Source organism: Nocardioides pantholopis (genome assembly GCF_003710085.1).
Classification (GTDB): Bacteria; Actinomycetota; Actinomycetes; order Propionibacteriales; family Nocardioidaceae; genus Nocardioides; species Nocardioides pantholopis.
In genome coordinates this window covers 724,904-745,330 of sequence record NZ_CP033324.1, presented here as the reverse complement: position 1 = coordinate 745,330, position 20,427 = coordinate 724,904, and the positions used below count along the sequence as shown (strand labels likewise).

Sequence of the window (20,427 nt, the reverse complement as noted above, 5' to 3'; positions counted from 1 at the left end):
TGCGTGCTCCTAGCTGCCGGAGGGGAGGATGTCGAAGCTCGTCTCGGCGCTGAGCTCGCCGATCGTCACGCCGAGCGTGCAGCCGCGGAAGGCGAAGTCGGCCTCCAGGTCGACCCCGCCCACGATGGCGCCGCGGCAGGCGTCGACGTCGACGGCCTCGAGCCCCCCGCCGGCCACGTTGCGCAGGGCGTCGGTGGGCGGGGCGCCCTTGGACGGGCTGCGGTAGAGCGGGTTGACCGGGTCGGGACCACCGGGCCACACCGGCAGTACGGCGTACGGGATCGGCTGGCGGCTGGAGCGCCGGGTGACGCTGCCGACGGAGATCGAGATGCCCTGCATCCGCTGCACTGCGTAGTCGTAGCCGGCCGGTACGGCGTCCAGGGCCGCGCCGGTCGCCTCCTCGGCGCTGTCGAGCCACTGCTGCAGCGCGTCGCTGGAGGGCTCCAGGTCCACGTAGACGTCGGCCGTGACCTCGACCGGCTGGTCGATGGTGCCCGGGTCCACCCGCCAGCCGCAGCGCACCGACAGGCCGGACACGGTCGGGTTGATAGCGGTCACCCGGGCGCCGCCGGCCCACTCCGCGGCCGGGCAGGTGGTCTCCCCCGGGCTCGCGGGCAGCACCTGCATCAGCTCCCCGGAGAGCGGGGTCCGAGAGGTCTCGTAGGTGAAGGTGACCCGGGCGACCCCGCCCACCGGGTCGTACTCCGCCGCGCTCTCGACCTCCAGGCCGGTCGCGTAGCGCTCGCCCTGGCCGGTCGCGGTGATCGCCGCGTCCTGCCCGGGACCGGGCGTGTCCTTCTTCGCGCCGTCGTCGTCACCGCCGCCAATCACGCCGGTCAGCAGCAGCACGACCGTGAGCACCGCCAGGACCCCCGCCACGCCGGCCACCCACGGCCAGCGGCGCCGGTGGCCGCCCTCGGGGCCGAGGTCGGCCGAGGTCACCCCCGGCACCAGGCGGGCCGGCGCGTGCCGGGGCGCCGGGGCACCGATCTGCGTCATCGACGACGCGTCAGGGTCGGCGCCGGGGACCAGCGCCTCGACCTGCCCGGGGGCGGCCAGCAGCTCCGCGAGCGACTCGGCGGGTACGGCGTGCAGGTTGGTCTGGCCGACGTCCAGGTCGGCGGGAGCGGCCTGCACCCGCAGCGGCGCGGCGCGGATCGAGGTCCGCTGGGCGTCCTCCCACTGGTCCGGGGCCGGCTGCACCGGCAGCGCCTCGGCGGCGAGCACCTCGGGCGGCAGGTCCCGCAGCGCCTGCGCGGTCGCCCGGGCAGAGAGCCGCAGGGTGGGGTCCTTGGAGAGCATCGTGGACACCACGTGCCACAGCGGCGGGGCGACCGGGAGCCGGGGCGGCTCGACGTTGACGTGCCGGTAGCCGACGGTGTGCGCGGTGCCCTTGCCGGAGAACGGCGTCCGGCCGGCCAGCAGCTCGTAGAGCAGGACCCCCGTGGCGTAGACGTCGGAGGAGGCGTTGAAGGTGCCGTGCACGAACAGCTCGGGCGGCATGTAGCCAGGGGTGCCGAGCAGACCGGTGGCCTGCACCGTCGACTCCTGGGCCAGCCGGGCGATGCCGAAGTCGGAGAGCTTGACCCGCTCCCCCGCGAGGTCCTCGGTGCTCGCCAGCAGCACGTTGTCGGGCTTGACGTCGCGGTGCAGGCAGCGCTGGTCGTGCGCGGCGGCGAGCGCGTCGAGCACCGCGATCGTGACGCTGATCGCGTCGCCGGCCGCCAGGGTGCCGCGCGAGCGCAGATGGGTGCCGAGGTTGGGCCCGTCGACCAGGTCCATCACGATCGCGAGGTCCTCGCCCTCCACGACCAGGTCGTGGACCCGCACGATGCTGGGGTGGCGCAGCTCGAGGAGGATCGAGCGCTCCTGGATGAACCGGGTGACGATCTCCGGGTCCCGGGTCAGGTCCCGGCGCAGCAGCTTGGCGGCGACGTACGTCTCGCCGACCCGGTCCCAGGTGCGCCACACCTCGCCCATGGCGCCCGCACCGAGCCGTGCGACGAGCTCGTAGCGGCTCCCGAGGGCGCGGCGGTCCGCCACGTCCATGACCTCAGCCGGTTTCGGTGTCGTCGACCGGCACGGCGAACCAGAAGAGCCGAGCGGCGTCCTCGGTCGGTGCGGCCGCGGGACGCACGCCCGGGTCCTGCAGGGTCGCCCGCAGCGTGACCACGGACTCCGGGGCGAGCGCCTCGGCGCTGCCGAAGTCCAGCGGAGCCCCGGCGAGCCCGTCGCCGCCGTCCAGGGTGAGGCCCTCGAGGGCTCCGGCGACCTCGGACGGGTCGGTCGATCCGGCCGCCTCCGCGGCGCGCACCAGCGCCACCACCGCGTCGTGGCTGGCCGTGTCCGCGCCCGACGCGACGTCAGCGAACGCGCCCGCGTCCAGCAGGTCCCCCACGGCCTCGTCGCCAGCGGCGAGACGCAGGGCGGCGAAGTACGACGCGACGCTCTCCGCGTGCGGGGCCGAGGTGAGCGTGGTGGGGTCCGAGGCGTCCACGCCGACGGTCACGAACTGGCCCGCGGCGGTGCCGCCGGCCTCGATCAGCTCGCTGGCGAAGACGGGGCTGAGCGCCTCGGGGGTCAGCAGCACCGGGAGCTCGGGGAGGGCGCCCTGGAGCCGGCTGACGACCCGCGCCTGGCTCGCGGCCGACGCGGCGACGACCACGCTGTCGACCGAGCCCGCCTCGACGGCCCGGCGGATCCGGCGCACCACGGCGTCCGCGTTGCCGCCGGTCAGGGTCGCGGCGTCGGCCGAGCCGATGCCGTCCGCCGTGACCCCGTCGCCGCTGACCACGAACGGCTTGCCGAGGCCGTCGGTCTCGAGGGCTGCGAGCAGCTGCTGCTCGACGGCGGGGCCGGAGGGGCCCGTCATCCAGACGCCGGACGGCGCACCCTCGGAGCGGTAGTAGGGCAGCAGCACCGGCACGCCGGACTCCGCCGCCTCCGCGAGCGCACCGTCGAGGTGGTCGCCGCTGGAGGCCGCGACGATCCCGATGACGTCGTCGGTGAGGAAGTCCTCGACCGCAGCGCTCGCCCGGTCGACGTCGCCGCCGTCGTCGACGACCTCGAGCTGGACGTCGGCGCCACCCAGGTCCAGGCGGTACTCCGCGACCCGCGCACCGGCGGCGCCCAGGCGCTGCTCGGCGCCCTGGCCGGGCTCGGAGGAGAGCGTCATCAGCACGCCGATGCGCAGCGGCTCATCGGTGCCGTCCACGGCGAGCTCGACCGGCGCCGGCTCGCGCGGGGTCGTCTTCGGCGCGTCGTCGTCCTTCTCGGAGTCCGAGCAGCCGGCCAGGGCACCCAGCGCCAGGACCGCCACCAGGGGGATCAGGGACGTCCTCGTGCTCACGATCGTCACTTCCCCTCGAGGTGGAACGTGAAGACGGTCAGCACACTGCTGCCGCCGGGGACCTCGAGCCCGAACGCCGGGAACTCCTGCTGCATCTCCAGCGAGCGGGTCAGCTGCTCCTGCTGCAGGTAGATGTCGTCGAGCGCCTCGGCGCGGACGTTGCCGAACGACGACGCGCGGGTGTTCGCCGCTGTCACCTGGCGGGTCGAGAGCGCCGTCTGGCCCGCGTTGGTGCGCAGGGCGCCGAGCAGGCCACCGCTGCCGCTCTCGGGGTCACCGAGGTCGACCAGGACCGCCTCGAGGTCGCGGGAGAGCTGCTTGTCGGTGTCCCCCAGGCTGCGGTTGGCCGAGCTCACAGTGCGGGAGATGTTGCCGACGACCTTGCTGACGCTGCCGTCGAGCCGGGTGCCGAACACGTCGACCTGCAGGTCGAGCTGCTTGTTGCTCGAGGAGATGCTCCGCTCGCCCTCGACGAGCAGGTCGGTGCCGGCGTCGCTCATCCGGGTCCCGAGGGCCTCGGTCAGGCGCTGGACGTCGCCGACGGCGTCGGTGCGGGCCCGGTCGACGTTGCCGACGGTCTTCTCCAGGTCCTCCTGGGTCTCGACCAGGGAGGCGCCGAGCTCGTCGATCTGGGTCTCCAGGTCGCTCGGCCGGTCCGGGTCGAGCACCACGAGGCCCGCCGCGCACAGCACCCGGTTCATGGGCTGCTGCGGAGCCGGGTTCTGGTCGTTCCCGCAGTTCAGCCCGTTGGGATTCAGGATCGCCCGGGCCCGTTCGGCGACCTCGATGAGGTCCGCCTTCACCCCGGCGGTGGGGTCGGCGGCGAGCTCGTCGTCGATCTCGTCGAGCCGGTCCGCGATCGTGTCGAGGCCGGTGTACAGCGCCTCGACGTCCACCCCGACGTCGAGGCGGGTGGCCAGTCGGGTGAGCACGGTCTGGGCCTCGGTCAGCGCCGTCACGGTGGCCTCGCCATCGAGGTCCGACCCGCACGCGGTGCGGACCGCGTCGACGTACAGCTGCTGGGCCGGGGTCAGGTTGTCGTCGGCGGGGTCGTCGAAGGCGGCCGGGAGCGGGCACGCCGTCTCGGCCAGCCGGCCCAGCCGGCGCACGTCGCCCTCGGCGAGCGGATCGGTGTCGACCAGCGCACCGATGGCGCTCGCCTGGGTCGCGGCCTGGTCGCTGAGTCCGGGGAGATCGGCGAGCAGCTGTCGCAGCCCGGGAGCGTTCAGGGCGTCGCGGACGGTGGTCACTGCCACGGACAGCTCGCCGAGCAGCGCGATCTCGTCGTCGAGGAGCGTCGTGGCCGGGTCGGTGTCGTTGGCCCGGGCGGGGGCGAGGTTGTTGGTGCGGATCTGCAGGGCCCGCATGTCGGCCGCCATCTGCAGGGCGCTGAGCGGCAGGTCCCGGAGCAGCTCGTCGTAGTTGGCGAGCTGGGCCTTGATGGCGGCCAGCGTGGCGGCCTCGTCGCCGATGCCGTTGCGGGCAGCGTCGAGCACGCAGATGGCCGAGGTGCTCTCGGCGGTGCAGGCGGCGCGGTCGTCCGCGACGCCGAGGTCCTCCACCAGGCTGGTCTCGATGACCTGGCCGCACTGCGCGGACGCGGACTTGAGTGCCTCCAGCCGGGCCTGGACCTGCAGGATGTGCTGGAACACGCTGAGCTGGGTGCCGGCCTCGTAGCCGGGCAGCTGGACGTCGCAGCCGCGCTGCGTGACCTTGCCAGGCGCCTTGGCCCTCGTGGGGTCGCCCAGCAGCGACTGGACCCGGACCAGAGTCCCGTCGAGCTGGCCCAGCAGCTTGCTGCTGGTGCCGTCGAGGGTGCCGGAGATCTCGGTCTGCAGGCTGCTGATGTCGCTGGCGACGCCGCTCAGCGACCCCGAGAGCGCACTGGTGCTGCTCTCGAGGTCGGTGATCGCGCGCCGGCCGAGGTCGCCGGCGGTCGCGGCGAGGCTCTCCTGGATGTCGGCGAGGACGCCGGCCGCTCCGGTGAGCGTGGTGTTCACCTCGCCGATCAGGCCGATGGTCTCGGCCTCCATCCGCAGCGTGCTGCCGGCGTCCTCGGCGAAGGCCGAGCGCAGCAGGTTCTGCACCGAGCTGTCGGTGACCAGGCCCGGCTGCACGGAGACGTCGAGGTCGGGGACCTGGAAGTCCTCGGTGTCCTGGACCAGCCGGAACGTCGCGCTGGGGGCCAGCCGCGGCGGCGCGAGCATCGCGGCCCACTGCACCTGCGTGCCCCCGTCGCTGGCGCGGCTCAGCACGCCGTTGGTCAGGGCGCCGGCCTCGTCGGCGGTGACCACCTGGCCGAGGTCGTCCTTGCCGAGACCGGCGGAGGCGATGACGGTGAGCGGAGTCCCGACCAGGGCGTACTGCTGCTTGCGGACGCCGGCGGAGTCGTAGCTGAGCAGCTCGGGGCGCACCGTGGTGTTCTGCACGGTGACGTCGACGATGACCCGGCCGCTCTCGCCCTCGATCTCCTCCAGGTCGGTGCCGACCCGGTCACCGAGGCGGTAGGACGTGAGGACCCGGACCGGCAGGTCGCCGGCCACCTTGCTCGGGTCGAAGGAGTCCTCGTCGGTGCTGGTCTCGGCCCCGGAGGCCTTGCGGACCGAGTCGCTGGTGATCGCGGTGATGGTGCCGTCGCTGCGGAGGTCGACCGCCACGGACTGCAGGACCTGCTCGGGGGCGGCGTCGGCACGCACGCCCACGCCGACGACCACCGCGATCAGCGGGATCACCGCTCCCCTGGCCAGCCATGTGCGGCGCTGGGTCGCCGAGCCCGCGCGCGTCCCCGTCGTGTTCGTCCCCGTTGCCATGAACATCCTCGAGCTCGTGGGCGCCCCTCGGCGCTCCCTGGCCGCACCCCGCGCACAGCCGGCGCACGTAGATTAGGACACATCCCCACCGCGGCGTGAGTTGGACCACGGGCGGGTGCCGGTGGTCCTACCCCACGCACGGCCTTCCGACCCACGTGGCATAGACCACCGCACCGCACCCTAGGGCCGCGGCGGCGGGATTTCTCGCAGTTGCCGGGTTTGGTCGCCCTCGGCCGCCGCCGAGGGCGGCTCCTGGACCGGAGGGGTCCCTCAGGCCTGGCCGTCGAACATCGAGGTGACCGAGCCGTCCTCGAAGACCTCGCGGATGGCGCGGGCGACCAGCGGGCCGATCGAGAGCACTGTCAGCTTGTCGAACTCGCGCTCGGTCGGGATCGGCAGCGTGTTGGTCACGATGACCTCGACCGCCGAGCAGTTCTTCAGGCGGTCGACGGCGGGGTCGGAGAGGATCGCGTGCGTCGCGGCGATGATCACGCCGGCGGCGCCCTCGTTCATCAGGGCCTCGGCGGCGTTCACGATGGTCCCGCCGGTGTCGATCATGTCGTCGGTCAGCACGCACATCCGCCCGGCGACCTCGCCGACCACGCGGTTCGCGACGGTCTCGTTGGGGCGGTCCGTGCGCCGGCTCTTGTGGATGAACGCCAGCGGCACCCCGCCGAGCTTGGCCGACCAGCGCTCGGCGACCTTGATCCGCCCGGCGTCCGGCGAGACCACGCACAGCTGCTCGTGGCCATACTTCTCCTTGACGTACGTGGTCAGGATCGGCAGCGCCATCAGGTGGTCGACGGGGCCGTCGAAGTAGCCCTGGATCTGGTCGGCGTGCAGGTCGACGGCGATCAGCCGGTCGGCGCCGGCGGTCTTGAACAGGTCAGCCATCAGCCGCGCGGAGATCGGCTCCCGGCCGCGGTGCTTCTTGTCCTGGCGGGCGTAGCCGTAGAAGGGCATGACCACGGTGATCCGCTTGGCGCTCGCCCGCTTCAGGGCGTCGACCATGATCAGGTGCTCCATGATCCACTCGTTGATCGGAGCGGTGTGGCTCTGGATCACGAACGCGTCGCAGCCGCGGACGGACTCCTCGTAGCGCACGTAGATCTCGGAGTTCGCGAACGAGTACGCCGAGGTCGGCACGAGCTCCGTGCCGAGGATCCCGGCGACCTCCTCGGACAGCGCCGGGTGGGCCCGGCCGCTGAAGACCATCATGTTCTTCTCGGTGGTCTTCTTCATGCCGCTCACGCGGTGCTCCCTCGATCGGGCCGGCTGGGGGGTCAACTCGAACAATTCTGCTCCCCCGGTGGGGCTGCTCCCAACCCAGGGGTCGTTGTTGTGAGACTCCTCATGCTTCCGCGGGTCGCTGCGGGTCCTCCGCGCCGGCCGACTCGGCCGCCGCAGCCTGGGTCGTGCCGGCACGTCGGCGCAGCACCCAGCCCTCGAGGTCGCGCTGCGGACCCGAGCTGACCGTGAGCGCGCCCGCCGGGACGTCGTGGCGCACGACCGTGCCGGCGCCGGTCGCGGCGCCGTCGCCGATGGTGACCGGGGCGACGAACGTGTTGTTCGAGCCGGTGCGGGCGTGCCGCCCGACCGTGGTCCGGTGCTTGGCCACGCCGTCGTAGTTGGCCACGATCGTGCCGGCGCCGATGTTGGTGCCCTCCCCGATCTCGGCGTCCCCGACGTAGGAGAGGTGCGGCACCTTGGCACCCGGGCCGATGCTGGCGTTCTTGGTCTCGACGAACGCCCCGATCTTGCCGTCGGCGCCGAGCTCGGTGCCGGGCCGCAGGTAGGACCAGGGCCCGACGTTCGCCCCGGCGCCCACCACTGCCAGCTCGCCGTGGGTGCGCACGACCCGCGCGCCGGTGCCGACCTCGCAGTCCTTCAGGGTGGTGTCCGGCCCGACGACGGCGTCCTCGGCGATCACGGTGGCGCCCAGCAGCTGGGTGCCCGGCAGGATCGTGACGTCCTCGGCCAGGACGACGTCAGCGTCGATCCAGGTGGTGGCGGGGTCCATCACCGAGACGCCCGCCCGCATCCAGCGGGTGACGATCCGGCGGTTCAGCTCCCGACCGAGCTCGGCGAGCTGGGCCCGGTCGTTGGCGCCCTCGGTCTGGGCGACGTCGTCGATCGCGAACGCGCCGACGCTCAGCCCCGCGTCCCGAGCGAGCCCGACCAGGTCGGTCAGGTAGTACTCGCCCTTGGCGTTGTCGTTGGTGAGCCTCGGCAGGGCCTCGCGCAGGAACGCCGCGTCGAAGGCCAGGATCCCCGAGTTGATCTCGTCGATGGCCCGCTGCTCGTCGGTGGCGTCCTTCTCCTCGACGATCGCCTCGACGTCGCCGTCCGGGCCCCGCACCACCCGGCCGTAGCCGGTGGGGTCGGGGACGACGCCGCTGAGGATGCTGACCGCGCGCCCGGCGGCCAGGTGGTCGGCGGCGAACGCGCGCAGGCTCTCGCCCTCCAGCAGCGGGGTGTCGCCGGCCGCGACCAGCACGGTGCCGGTCGGCTCGCCCACGGCCGCGATCGCGACCCGGACGGCGTCGCCGGTGCCGAGCAGCTCCTCCTGGACGGCCAGGACGGCATCGGGGACCAGCTCGTGGATGTGCGGGCCGACCTGCTCGCGCTGGTGGCCGACGACCGCGACGATCCGCTCCGGCTCCAGCGCCTGCACCGCGGCCAGGACGTGCCCGACCATGGTGCGGCCACCGATCGAGTGCAGGACCTTCATGGTCTTGGACTTCATGCGGGTGCCGCCGCCAGCGGCAAGGACGACGACGGTCAGCTCGTTTGCCATGCTCCCCGGGTAGGAGTCGAACCTACGTCGCTAGTCCTGATTCAAAGTCAGGCGGGCCCTGCCGGCAGACCAACCGGGGATAGGAGCCTCACTTTAGGGCCACCCCGGCAGGTCGCCGCGGTCTACCCTCGGTCGGGTGGACCTGCCCGTGCTGCCGCCGCTCCAGCCGATGCTCGCCAAGTCCGTCTCCGGGATCCCGGATCCGGCCGCCCACGGCGGCCTGGTCTTCGAGCCCAAGTGGGACGGCTTCCGCTGCCTGGTGTTCAAGGACGGCGACGAGGTCGAGCTGACCTCGCGCAACACCAAGCCGCTGACCCGCTACTTCCCCGAGATCGTGGCCGCCGCCCGCGAGCAGCTGCCCGAGCGCTGCGTCCTGGACGGGGAGATCTTCGTGGCCGTCGGCGACCGGCTGGAGTTCGAGGTGCTCCAGGAGCGGATCCACCCCGCGGCCTCCCGGGTGCAGCTGCTCAGCGAGCAGACCCCGGCCGGCTTCGTCGCCTTCGACCTGCTCGCCCTCGGCGCGGACTCCTGGCTGGACCGGCCGTTCCGCGAGCGCCGGGCCGGGCTGGAGGAGGCACTGGCGCACCTGGTCGGGGGCGGCGGCCCCTGCCACCTCACCCGCACCACCACCGACCCCGTCGAGGCCGAGCGGTGGTTCGGGGCGTTCGAGGGCGCCGGGCTCGACGGGGTGGTCGCCAAGCCCCAGGACGCGCCGTACTCGCCGAACGGGCGCACGATGCTGAAGATCAAGCACGAGCGCACCGCCGACGTGGTCGTGGCCGGCTACCGGGAGCACAAGACCAGCACCCCCGAGCGCCCGCTGCTCGGCAGCCTGCTGCTCGGGCTGTACGACGACGGGCGGTTGCAGCACGTCGGCGTCAGCGCCAGCTTCACCGAGAAGCGCCGCGCCGAGCTGCTCGAGGAGCTCCAGCCGCTCGTGTGCCCGGTCGAGGGGCACCCGTGGGGCGAGTGGAGCGACTGGGCGATCGCGAACCCCGACCGGGTGCCCGGGACCCAGAGCCGCTGGAGCGCCGGCAAGGACCTCTCGTTCACCCCGCTGCGCCCCGAGCGGGTGCTGGAGGTCAAGTACGACCACATGGAGGGACGGCGGTTCCGGCACACCGCCCACTTCAAGCGCTGGCGGCCCGACCGGGACCCGGCGTCGTGCACCTACGACCAGCTCGAGGAGCCGGTCGGCTACGACCTGGCCGAGGTCCTGGACGGGGTCCGCCGCGGCGGAATCGGACTAGCATGAGCCCATGTCCGACTACGACGTCGTGCTGCTCATCGAGCAGGCCCTGACGACCGCTGACGCCCGCCAGGTGCGCTCGCTCCACGAGGGGCTCGAGGAGCCGGTCCGCTACCACGTGCTGCTGCCGATGGAGGACGCCGCGGCCCGCATCGAGGCGGCGATGGGGTCGCTGACCGGCGGCGAGATGCTGGCCTCCCCCGCCATGACCCTCACCGACGTCGACCTCGACGCCGTACGCCAGGACTGCCGGGACCGGTCGGTGGCCGACCTCGAGGCGACCCTGGCCGCCCTGCGGACCGCGGGCATGAGCGCGGAGGGCCGGCTCGTCACCGACGCCCCGATCGACGCGCTCGCCGCCACGATCACGCAGGTCGACGGCCGGGAGGTCATCATCCTCACCCGCCCGCACGTCGTCGCCGAGTTCTTCCACCTCGACTGGACCTCGCAGGCGCGTCGCCGCCTCGGCGTCCCGGTCCTGCACCTGCTCGAGCACGAGACCTTCGACGAGCAGGCCGGCGGCGGCGAGGGAGCCTTCGGAGTCTGAGCCCTCGACCGGGCGTTGTTACTCAACACTGGATCTTCTGTGGATCGGCTGTTACCGCTCGGAGCGGGCTCGATCCCTACGCTCTTCCTTGTCAGCAGCCTGGACACATCAGGACCTGCAGGGTGACGTGAGATTCCGGGGGGAATTCCGCGCCGCTCGACAGTTTCATGGGGCACGAGAGTCCATGGCTTCCTGGAAGCCGGGCGGTCGGGGGACCGCCCACGGACTGTCGGAAAGGACCCGCACGAAGCGCATCCGGGGGGACTGCGCCAGTGCGGGTCCTTCTGCATTTCCGGCTGCATTTCCGGCTGCATCTCCGGCTGCATCTCCGGCTGCATCTCAGTCCGGACGCCGCTGGCCGTCCTCGTCCCAGTGCTCGGCGACCTTCTTGCTCGGCTGCACCCGCGGCGGCTCGCCGGGCATCTTCGGGTAGTCCGGCGGGAAGCTGAGCTCGACCGCGCCCTGCTCCTCCCACAGCGCCAGCAGCGGGTCCAGGGAGTACGCCGTCTCGTCGATGCCGGCCCACGGGTCGCCGTCGGCGAGCCGGTCCGGCACCGTGAACAGGTTCAGGCCGCGGGGGTCGTCGAGCTCGGCCAGCTCGGCCCAGGTGAGCGGGGTCGAGACCGGGGCCCCCGGCTGCGGCCGCAGGGAGTACGCCGAGGCGATGGTCCGGTCCCGGTTGTTCTGGTTGTAGTCGACGAAGATCCGCTCCCCGCGCTCCTCCTTCCACCAGTTCACCGTCACGGCGTCGTCGCGCTTCTCCAGCTCCCGCCCGAGCCCGATCGCGGCGTGCCGCAGGTCGGTGAACTCCCAGCGCGGCTCGATCCGTACGTAGATGTGCACGCCGCGGTTCCCCGACGTCTTCGGGAAGCCGACCAGCCCGAGCTCCTCGAGCAGCTCCTTGGCGACCCCGGCGACGCGCACCGCGTCGGTGAAGGCGGTGCCCGGCTGGGGGTCGAGGTCGATCCGCAGCTCGTCGGGGTGGTCGACGTCCCCGCGCCGGACCGGCCACGGGTGGAAGGTCAGCGCGCCCATCTGCGCGCACCAGACCGGGACCGCGATCTCGGTCGGGCAGATCTCGTCGGCGGTCCGGCCGGAGGGAAACGTGACCTGCACCGTCTCGAGGTAGTCGGGGGCGCCCTTGGGGACCCGCTTCTGGTAGAACGCCTCGGCGTCGCGGTCCTGCGGACCGGTGGCCAGCCGCATCCCCGGGCGTACGCCGGAGGGCCACCGCTCCAGGGCCGTGGGCCGGTCGCGCAACGCCCGCATCAGGCCGTCCTCGACGCTCGCGACGTACTCCGCGACCATCAGCTTGGTGACCTCGGGCGTCGTGTCGGTGGCCTCGTAGATCACCCGGTCCGGGCTCGAGACGCGGACCGCGCGCCCGCCCGCCTGCACCTCGGCCGCTGCGGTCTTCGCCATGGCGACACGCTAGGGCATCGCCCCGGACGCCGGCATGACCAGCGGCACGGTCAGCAGCGGAAGCCCCGGACCAGCCCGTGCAGGTGCGCGGTGACCTCGGCCAGCTCCCGGGCGGCGGCCTGGGAGTCCCCGGCGGACCCGCTGGTGGCGTGCGCGGACTGGGCGAGCCCGCCGAGGTGCTCGGCGATCTGGCTGACCCCGGTGGACGCCTCCGCGACATTGCGCGACATCTCATTCGTCGTCGCCGTCTGCTCCTCCACCGCCGACGCGATCGTCAACTGATAGTCATTGATCGAGGCGATGATCCCCGCAATCTCCCCGATCGCCGCCACCGCACCACCCGAATCCGACTGAATAGCCTCCACCCGCCGCGCAATATCCCCCGTCGCCCGCGCCGTCTCCTGCGCCAGCTCCTTCACCTCGTTCGCCACCACCGCGAACCCCTTACCAGCCTCCCCAGCCCGCGCCGCCTCGATCGTCGCGTTCAACGCCAACAAATTCGTCTGCTCCGCAATCGAGGTGATCACCTTCACCACATTCCCGATCTCCACCGACGACTCCCCCAACCGCGACACCGTCACATTCGTCGACTCCACCGACGCCACCGCCAACGACGCCACCCGCGCCGCCTCATTCGCCGAATGCGCAATCTCCCGAATAGACGCACCCATCTGCTCCGCACCCGCCGCCACCGTCGACACATTCCGCGAGACCTCCTCGGCGGCCGCAGCCACCACTGTCGCCTGGGTCGAGGACTCGGCGGCCGTGCTGCCCAGGGCCGCCGCGACGCTGCCGACGTCGTCGCTGGTGCGGCCCAGCCGCCGGGCGCTCTCGGAGAGGTCGCCGATCACCGCGGCCATGCTGTCCAGGGCGATGTTCACCGAGGTCGCCATCGCCCCCACCTCGTCGTGGCGGCCCACCTCGATCCGGCGGGTCAGGTCGCCGGTGGCGACGTCGGCGAGGACCGCGCGGGCCTCGGCCAGCGGCCGGACGACGGTCCGGGTGGTCCGCCAGCCCGCGACCAGCGCGACCGCGACCGCGAGCAGGAAGAGCAGCGTGATCGTCACGAAGAACCCGCTGGCCTCGTCGCGGGCCGACGCGGTCTCAGCAGCGCTCAGGTCGGCCTCGACGTCGAGGAACGCGTTGATGGCGCCGAGCCACTCCACGAACGCCGGCTTGGCCTCCCGGGCGAGCAGCCGCGCCGCATCGTCCTGGCGCCCCTCGGCGCTCAGCTCGACCACCGCGTCGATCAGCGGGAGGGTCCGCGACTGGACGGCGTCGATCTCGGCCAGCGCCTCCCGCTCCGCGGCGCTGCCGCTGCCGGACTCGGCGAAGAGCGCCGCCATCGGCGCCTCGGCGGCGCGGTAGTCCGCCGCGAGCGCGTCGATCGTCGTCACCTCCCGCCGCCGGGAGGCGGCGTCGGGGGCGAGCACGACGTCGCGCAGCGCGATGGCCCGGTCGTGCACGCTGCCCCGCCAGTCCATGGCGTGGCGCTGCTTGACGGCGTTCTCGTCGTTGATGACGGCGAGATGGTCCTCGATGCTCGCCACCTTCACCACGGCGACGCCCACGACGGCGACCATGGCGAGCACGACCACGAGGAATCCCAGGCCGATCCGGCGTGCGACAGTCAGGTGCTGGTCCATCGGGCTCTCCTCCGTGCCGGCGCACCGAGGCGGTCGCCGACGGCCGCGCAGGAGGGCACACCCCTCCTCCGACGCTCCCGATCGGCCGGCGCCGGCCGAGGCTGAGCGGATTCGCCGGCGCCCGCCACCGGACTAGTCTGGGGGCCATGGCCTACGACGTGGAGAAGACCGACGAGCAGTGGCGCGAGGAGCTCTCGCCCGAGGAGTACGCCGTCCTGCGGCAGGCCGGCACCGAGCGGCCGTTCACCGGCGAGTACAACGACACCGAGACCACCGGCATCTACCGCTGCAAGGCCTGCGAGGCCAAGCTCTTCGAGTCCGACACCAAGTTCCACTCCGGGTGCGGCTGGCCGTCGTTCTACCAGCCGATCACCGACACGATCGAGTACATCGAGGACACCTCGCACGGGATGAAGCGGGTCGAGGTCCGGTGCGCCAGCTGCGGCTCCCACCTCGGGCACGTCTTCCCCGACGGCTACGGCACGCCCACCGGGGACCGGTACTGCATCAACTCGGTCAGCCTGACCCTGGAGCCCGCCGACCGGTCCTGACCCGGTCGCGCCACCCTCGGTAAACGGGATGCGCCGCGCGCCAGCGGCGACTGACACTGCTGGTGCCAGGTCGCCAGCGATCCCGAGGCCTCGAGGGAGGCACCATGACCGAGACCGATCCCGCCACCCGCCTCCGTAGCTCCTGCGAGCTGTACCTGCCCGGAGATCCCGGGTACGACGCCGCCCGCACGCCGTGGAACCTCAGCGTCGACCTGCGACCGGCCGTCGTCGCGGTGCCCCGCACCGTCGAGGAGGTCGCAGACCTCGTCGGCGACGCCGGCCGCGCCGGGCTGCGCGTCGCCCCGCTGAGCACCGGCCACGGGGTCGGTCCGCTCGCCGAGCAGGACCTGGACGACGTGGTGCTGCTGCGGCTCTCCGAGCTCTCCGGGGTCAGCGTCGACCCGGTGGCCCGCACCGCCCGGGTGATCGGCGCGACCCCGTGGCGCGACGTCGTCGCGGCGACGGCCGAGCACGGGCTGACGGCCCTGCACGGCAGCGCCCCCGACGTGGCGCTCCCCGGCTACGTGCTCTCCGGCGGGCTGTCGTTCTACGCCCGCCGCCACGGCCTCGCGGCCGGCTCGGTGCGCGCGGTCGAGCTCGTCACCGCCGATGGCGAGCTCGTCCGGGCCGACGCCACCGAGCACCCCGACCTGTTCTGGGCACTGCGCGGCGGTGGCGCCGCCAACTTCGGCGTCGTCGTCGCGATCGAGCTCGACCTGCTGCCCTACGCGGACGTGTACGCCGGCATGCTGCTGTGGGACCGGGAGCGCGCGCCCGAGGTGCTCGCGGCGTGGGCCGCGTGGACGCGGACCGCCCCGGAGACCGCGACCACCGTGCTGCGGGTGCTCAGCCTGCCGCCGCTGCCGCAGCTGCCGCCGTTCCTGTCCGGACGGGACCTGGTCATCATCGACGGCGCCGTGCTGGAGGACGACGAGCACGCCGCGTCGCTGCTGGCGCCGCTGCGCGCGCTGGAGCCCGAGATCGACACCTTCGGACGGATCCCGGCGGCGGAGCTGCTCGACGTGCACCTGGACCCGCCCGGCCCGACGCCCGCCGTCTCCGACCACACAGTGCTGGGGCCCCTCGACGACGCGGCGCTCGCCGCGCTCCTCGGGCAGGTCGGCCCCGGCACCAGCTCGGGGCTGACCGTCACCGAGGTCCGTCACCTCGGCGGGGCCCTGGCCCGGCCGGGCCCGGCCGGCGGGGCGCTCTCGGCGCTGCCCGGCGACTACTCCGTGTTCTGCATCGCGACGGCCCCGACGCCCGAGGCGGCGGGCCCGGCCCGGCAGGCGGCGGCCACTGTCGTCGCAGCACTGGCCCCCTGGTCGGTCCCCGGCCTGGTCGCGACCTTCACCGAGCGCCGGGTCCAGGCCAGCCGCCTGGTCGACGGGGAGGACTGGGCACGCCTGGCCGCCCTGCGCGACCGGTACGACCCGGCTCGGCGGTTCGTCCCCAACCACGCGCTCTGAGGCGCGGCCCGCTCAGGGCAGCCGGTCGACCAGCTCGGTGATCGAGGCGAGCGCGCCGGTGTAGAACGGCACCTCCTCGCGGACGTGGCGGCGCGCCTCGGAGCCGCGCAGGTGCCGCATCAGGTCGACGATCCGGTACAGCTCGTCGGCCTCGAAGGCCAGCATCCACTCGTAGTCGCCGAGGGAGAACGACGCCACGGTGTTGGCCCGCACGTCGGGGAAGCCGCGCGCCATCTTGCCGTGGTCGGCCAGCATCCGGCGGCGCTCCTCGTCGGGGAGCAGGTACCACTCGTAGGAGCGCACGAACGGATAGACCGACACGTGCCGCTTGGGCTCCTCGTCGGCGAGGAAGGCCGGCACGTGGGACTTGTTGAACTCCGCCGGGCGGTGCAGCGCCATCTGCGACCAGACCGGCTCCAGGCGCCGGCCGAAGGCGGTCCGGCGGAACCGGTGGTAGGCCGACTGGAGCTCCTCGGAGGTGGTGGCGTGGGTCCACACCATCACGTCGGCGTCGGCGCGCAGGCCGCTCACGTCGTAGGTGCCGCGCACCACGACGTCGGCCTCGGCCAGGTCGGCGAAGAGCTTCTCGACCTCGGCGGCCTCGGCCGCACGGTCGGCGTCGTCGCCGAGGACGTCGCGCAGCCGGAAGACCGACCACATCGTGTAGCGGATGGCGTCGTTGATCTCGCGGACCCGGGCGGCGTTGGACGTGGAGTCGCTCATGGCTCCATTGTCCCCCCGCGCTCGGAGCAACCGAACCCGGCGTCCTCCAGCACCTGGGCCGCGGCCCGGCGGGCGGAGCCGATGACGGCCGGGATCCCCACGCCGTCGTACGCCGCGCCGCACACCGCCAGCCCGGGAACGCGGCCCACCTCGGACCGGATCCGCTCCACCCGGTCCAGGTGGCCCACGGCGTACTGCGGCAGACCGCCGCCCCAGCGCTGCACGTGCACGTCGACGGGGGTCGCCGTCAGGCCGGTCGCCGCGGCCAGGTCGGCCAGCGAGACCGCTAGCAGCTCCTCGTCGTCGGCCTGCAGGGCGACCTCCTCGCGGTGCCGGCCCAGGGAGGTGCGCAGGTGCACCACGCCCGACTCGGCGCCGGCCCGGCGCACCCAGCCCCACTTGGCGAACGAGAACGTGGCGGCCTTGATCCGGCGCCCGTCGACCGGCGGGACCAGGAACCCCGACGACCCGGACCGGTCGACCACCGCGGCGTCCTCGACCCGGAAGGCCAGGCTCACCACCGCCATCGAGGCGTACTCGACGCCGGCGAGCTCGGCGGCGGCGCCCGGGGCGAGGCCCGAGAGCAGCCGGGCGGTCGGGGCGGCGGGGGTGGCGAGGACCACCGCGTCGACCTCGATCGCCTGCTCGGCGGTGGTCGGCCCGGTGAGCAGCCGGAAGCCGCCCGGCGTCCGCTCCAGCGCGCGCACGGTGGTGCCGGTGCGCACGTCGAGGCCGCGGGCGACCGCCTCCGCGAGCTGGCCCATGCCGCCGGGGATCCCGGCGAAGACCGGCACGTCGTAGGTGGTGGGGATCGCGGCCGCCTGCTCCAGCACCGAGCCGCGGGTGGCGAACGCGACCAGCTGCGGAACGGCCGCCCGGGCCGACAGCTCGCGGGCGTGTCCGGCGTACACGCCGCCGAGCAGGGGCTCGACGAGCCGGTCGGTGACCTCCGGGCCGAAGCGCCGGTCGACGAGCTCGCCGACCGAGAGGTCGGCGTCGAGGACCTCGGGCGGCAGGCCCGGCTCCTGCCGGACCCGGGCCAGGCCGGCCTCGCTGAGCACTCCGGACGCCGCGAGCTGGTCGAGGTCCAGCGGGACCCCCATCAGCGAGCGCGGCAGCGGCCGCAGCGCATCGCGGGTCCAGATCCGGGAGGATGCGGTGGTCGGGTGCTCCAGCGGCAGGCCGAGCGAGCGGGCCAGGTCGACGCCCTCCGGGCGCCGGTTGAGCATCGCCTCGGCACCGACGTCGACCACGGTCCCGGCGACCTCGGCGCGGCGCACCTTGCCGCCGACCCGGTCGGCGGCCTCGAGCACGACCACGGCGCAGCCCGCCTCGGCGAGCTCCCGGGCGGCGGCCAGTCCGGCCAGACCGGCACCGACGACGGCGACCCGGGGCTGCGGTGGCGTCGACACCCGATCAGCGTAGGCGGCGGCCGGGCGGCGGCGGGCGAGGGGTTGCGCAGCCGCCCCCGCCCCAGCGGTGAGCCTGCCACCGAACCCAGGCCCCAGACGGTGGCTATCTCACCGCTCCCCGGGGGCACCTGCCTCAGGAGACCTCGAGCCGGCCGAACCCGCTGCGGTGGAAGACCAGCGGCAGCGAGGCGTCGGTGTGCTCGCTGCGGTGCTGCACCCCGTGCAGCCGCAGCAGCACGATCGTGTGGTCGCCGGCCACCACCTCCTCGTGGATCGAGGTGTCGTAGCGGACCAGCGCGTCGTCGAGGGTGACGGCGCCGTCCTCGGTCCGGGTGACGTCGAGGCCCGCGAACCGCTCCGCGACCGGGCCGGCGAGCTGGCGGCAGGCCTGGCCGTGGTGGTCGGCCAGCACCGAGAGGCCCAGGTGCGCGGCCCGGCGCAGGTCCGGCCAGGTCTTCGAGGTGTTGGCCACCGAGAACGACACCAGCGGCGGGTCCAGGCTCACCGAGGTGAACGAGCTCGCCGCGAGCCCGACCAGGCGGCCCTGGACCTCGGCGGCCACGGCCACGACGCCGGTCGGGAAGATCCCGAACGCCTCCCGCAGCCGCGCGGGGTCGAGGTCCTGGTTGGTGGTGAGCGGGGTCAGGCTCATGCCGGTGCTCCAGTCGTGAGGTGGGGAGTGATCCGGAGCCGGGCCAGGTGCAGCCAGTCGGCGTACGCCGCCGGGTCGTCGTGGCGGGAGTCCAGGACGTACAGCGCGGGCGCCGGGATCGTCGCGCCGAGCTCGCTGAGCACCGGGCGCAGGGTCAGCTCGGGCGCCAGCGCGTGCCCCGGGCCCGCGCCGAGCATCAGCGGCACGGCGACCCCGCGGAGCCCGCCGGGCCCGAACCTGTCCAGGAAGACCTTGAGCAGGCCGGTGTAGGCGGCCTTGTAGGTGGGGCTGGCGACCACGACCAGGTCGGCGGCGCCGACCTCGGCGACCAGCGCACCCACCCCGGCGTCGGACCAGTCCAGGACCGCCGGCCCGAGCGTGGCCAGGTCGACCACCAGGCCGGGCTCCGCGCCGACCAGCTCGCGCGCGACGTACGTCGCGGCGGCGAGGGTGCGGCTGCCCGGCTTGGGGTTCCCGACGACGACCGCGACGCTGGTCACGAGGCGGCCCGGGTGCCGGCCCCGAACGGCACCGCCGAGGTCACCCGCCCGGTCGGCGCGGGGTGCTCCCACAGGCCGCGGCGGGCCAGCTCGGGCAGCACGCCCTCGCCGAACCAGTACGCGCCCTCCAGGTGCGGGTAGGCCGAGAGCACGAACTCCTCGATGCCCGCCGCGGCGTACTCCTCGACGAGGTCGGCGATCTCGTCGTGGCTGCCGACCATGGCGGTGCCGGCCCCGCCGCGCACCAGCCCGACCCCGGCCCACAGGCCCGGGTGGATCTCCAGGCCGTCCTTGGACCCCGAGTTCAGCTCGAGCATCCGGCGCTGGCCCTCGGACTCGCTGCGCCGCAGGCCGGCCTGGACCCGTGCGATGTCCTCCTCGCCGATCGCGGCCAGCAGCCGGTCGGCCTCGGCCCAGGCCTCCGCGGAGGTGTCCCGGGCGATCGTGTGCAGCCGGATGCCGAACCGCGGCCGGCGCCCGTGCTCCGCGGCCAGGGCGCGGACCCGCGCCACCTTCTCCGCCACCGCGGCGGGTGGCTCGCCCCAGGTGAGGTAGACGTCGGCATGCCGCGCGGCCACGTCGAGCGCGGCGGGCGAGGAGCCGCCGAAGTAGATCTCGGGCAGCGGGTCGGGGAGCTGGGCCAGCACGGCGTCCTCGAGCCGGAAGTACCGCCCGGCATGGTTCACCCGCTCCCCCGCCCACAGCGCCCGCACGACCCGGAGGAACTCCTCGCAGCGCTCGTAGCGGGCGTCCTTGTCCTCGAAGTCGCCGAACATCCGCTGCTCGTGGCTCTCGCCGCCGGTGACGACGTTGAGCAGCAGCCGCCCTCCGGAGAGGTTCTGGAACGTGCCGGCCATCTGGGCGGCCAGGAACGGCGCGGTGAGCCCGGGCCGGAACGCGACCAGGAACTTCAGCCGCTCGGTGAGCGTGCTGAGCATCGCGGTGGAGATCCAGGCGTCCTCGCACCAGGTGCCGGTGGGAGTGAGCGCTGCCTCGAAGCCGAGCTGCTCGGCGCTGCGGGCGATCTGCCCGAGGTAGGGCACCGACGCGGGCCGGCCGGAGGCGCCGGCCTCGACGCCGTGCCCTCCCCCGACGACCTGGCGGCCGTCACCGCCGTTGGTGGGGAGGAACCAGTGGAACTTCAGGGTGCTCATCGTGGTGCCTTTCGCGTGCTCGCCGCCCTCGGATAACCATTTATGTCGATAAGATTGCTGCACATTGTCGACGGATGCAAGCCGCCCCGCCGCGGGCGCCGCGGAGCCCGCCGGCCGCGAGACCGGGCAGAGGGCCGCCTAGGCTG

16 protein-coding genes and 1 tRNA gene are annotated in these 20,427 nt (G+C 73.6%); 4 read left to right on the top strand and 13 right to left on the bottom strand.

Annotation, left to right across the window (positions count from 1 at the left end):
- Positions 1 to 9: 9 nt before the first annotated feature.
- The 6 genes from EBO35_RS03490 to EBO35_RS03465 form a co-directional block, all read right to left on the bottom strand.
- Entirely contained in the window at positions 10 to 2,049 is a 2,040-nt protein-coding gene (locus tag EBO35_RS03490) for a serine/threonine-protein kinase (protein WP_122816493.1), read from the bottom strand.
- Between the two features lie 4 nt (positions 2,050 to 2,053).
- Positions 2,054 to 3,349, bottom strand: coding sequence for an ABC transporter substrate-binding protein (locus tag EBO35_RS03485; protein ID WP_164477788.1), 1,296 nt, complete (start codon positions 3,347 to 3,349; stop codon positions 2,054 to 2,056).
- Positions 3,350 to 3,354: 5 nt separating this feature from the next.
- The gene (locus EBO35_RS03480) at positions 3,355 to 6,159 is read right to left on the bottom strand and encodes a hypothetical protein (protein WP_164477787.1); all 2,805 of its coding nucleotides are present in this window, start codon (positions 6,157 to 6,159) and stop codon (positions 3,355 to 3,357) included.
- Positions 6,160 to 6,429: 270 nt separating this feature from the next.
- On the bottom strand, positions 6,430 to 7,401 hold the full coding sequence (locus EBO35_RS03475; protein WP_122819245.1) for a ribose-phosphate diphosphokinase: 972 nt from the start codon (positions 7,399 to 7,401) through the stop codon (positions 6,430 to 6,432).
- A gap of 109 nt (positions 7,402 to 7,510) precedes the next feature.
- A complete protein-coding gene (glmU, locus tag EBO35_RS03470) occupies positions 7,511 to 8,956 on the bottom strand; it encodes a bifunctional UDP-N-acetylglucosamine diphosphorylase/glucosamine-1-phosphate N-acetyltransferase GlmU (RefSeq protein WP_122816490.1) in 1,446 nt (481 codons plus the stop codon).
- A 1-nt stretch (position 8,957) separates the two neighbouring features.
- A tRNA-Gln gene (locus EBO35_RS03465) sits at positions 8,958 to 9,036 on the bottom strand.
- 56 nt (positions 9,037 to 9,092) lie between these two features.
- On the opposite strand from EBO35_RS03465, the gene EBO35_RS03460 reads away from it, so the two are divergent.
- Both EBO35_RS03460 and EBO35_RS03455 read left to right on the top strand, forming a co-directional pair.
- Positions 9,093 to 10,211 carry an ATP-dependent DNA ligase gene (locus EBO35_RS03460; RefSeq protein WP_122816489.1) on the top strand — a complete coding sequence of 373 codons (1,119 nt, stop codon included), beginning with the start codon at positions 9,093 to 9,095 and terminating at the stop codon, positions 10,209 to 10,211.
- 4 nt (positions 10,212 to 10,215) lie between these two features.
- Complete coding sequence (locus tag EBO35_RS03455) at positions 10,216 to 10,752, top strand: hypothetical protein (RefSeq protein WP_122816488.1); 537 nt, start codon at positions 10,216 to 10,218, stop codon at positions 10,750 to 10,752.
- 339 nt (positions 10,753 to 11,091) lie between these two features.
- Here the strand turns inward: EBO35_RS03455 and EBO35_RS03450 are convergent, their stop codons facing one another.
- Positions 11,092 to 12,174: a DNA polymerase domain-containing protein gene (locus EBO35_RS03450; protein WP_122816487.1), complete on the bottom strand. Its 1,083-nt coding sequence runs from the start codon at positions 12,172 to 12,174 to the stop codon at positions 11,092 to 11,094.
- Positions 12,175 to 12,224: 50 nt separating this feature from the next.
- Complete coding sequence (locus EBO35_RS03445; RefSeq protein ID WP_122816486.1) at positions 12,225 to 13,820, bottom strand: methyl-accepting chemotaxis protein; 1,596 nt, start codon at positions 13,818 to 13,820, stop codon at positions 12,225 to 12,227.
- 146 nt (positions 13,821 to 13,966) lie between these two features.
- Here EBO35_RS03445 and msrB point away from each other — a divergent pair, with 146 nt between their 5' ends.
- Both msrB and EBO35_RS03435 read left to right on the top strand, forming a co-directional pair.
- Positions 13,967 to 14,371 carry a peptide-methionine (R)-S-oxide reductase MsrB gene (gene msrB, locus EBO35_RS03440; RefSeq protein ID WP_122816485.1) on the top strand — a complete coding sequence of 135 codons (405 nt, stop codon included), beginning with the start codon at positions 13,967 to 13,969 and terminating at the stop codon, positions 14,369 to 14,371.
- Between the two features lie 104 nt (positions 14,372 to 14,475).
- A complete protein-coding gene (locus EBO35_RS03435) occupies positions 14,476 to 15,840 on the top strand; it encodes an FAD-binding oxidoreductase (protein ID WP_122816484.1) in 1,365 nt (454 codons plus the stop codon).
- Positions 15,841 to 15,852: 12 nt separating this feature from the next.
- Here the strand turns inward: EBO35_RS03435 and hemQ are convergent, their stop codons facing one another.
- From hemQ to EBO35_RS03410, 5 genes are all read right to left on the bottom strand, one after another.
- Positions 15,853 to 16,563: a hydrogen peroxide-dependent heme synthase gene (hemQ, locus tag EBO35_RS03430; protein ID WP_122816483.1), complete on the bottom strand. Its 711-nt coding sequence runs from the start codon at positions 16,561 to 16,563 to the stop codon at positions 15,853 to 15,855.
- On the bottom strand, positions 16,560 to 17,975 hold the full coding sequence (hemG, locus tag EBO35_RS03425; RefSeq protein ID WP_241153846.1) for a protoporphyrinogen oxidase: 1,416 nt from the start codon (positions 17,973 to 17,975) through the stop codon (positions 16,560 to 16,562). Before hemG ends, hemQ begins: the two co-directional genes overlap by 4 nt.
- 133 nt (positions 17,976 to 18,108) lie before the next feature.
- Positions 18,109 to 18,627, bottom strand: coding sequence for a flavin reductase family protein (locus EBO35_RS03420; protein WP_206422652.1), 519 nt, complete (start codon positions 18,625 to 18,627; stop codon positions 18,109 to 18,111).
- Positions 18,624 to 19,127, bottom strand: coding sequence for an NADPH-dependent FMN reductase (locus tag EBO35_RS03415; RefSeq protein ID WP_122819243.1), 504 nt, complete (start codon positions 19,125 to 19,127; stop codon positions 18,624 to 18,626). The genes EBO35_RS03420 and EBO35_RS03415 overlap by 4 nt, the downstream gene beginning before the upstream one ends.
- Complete coding sequence (locus tag EBO35_RS03410; RefSeq protein ID WP_122816481.1) at positions 19,124 to 20,281, bottom strand: LLM class flavin-dependent oxidoreductase; 1,158 nt, start codon at positions 20,279 to 20,281, stop codon at positions 19,124 to 19,126. Before EBO35_RS03410 ends, EBO35_RS03415 begins: the two co-directional genes overlap by 4 nt.
- Positions 20,282 to 20,427: the final 146 nt, after the last annotated feature.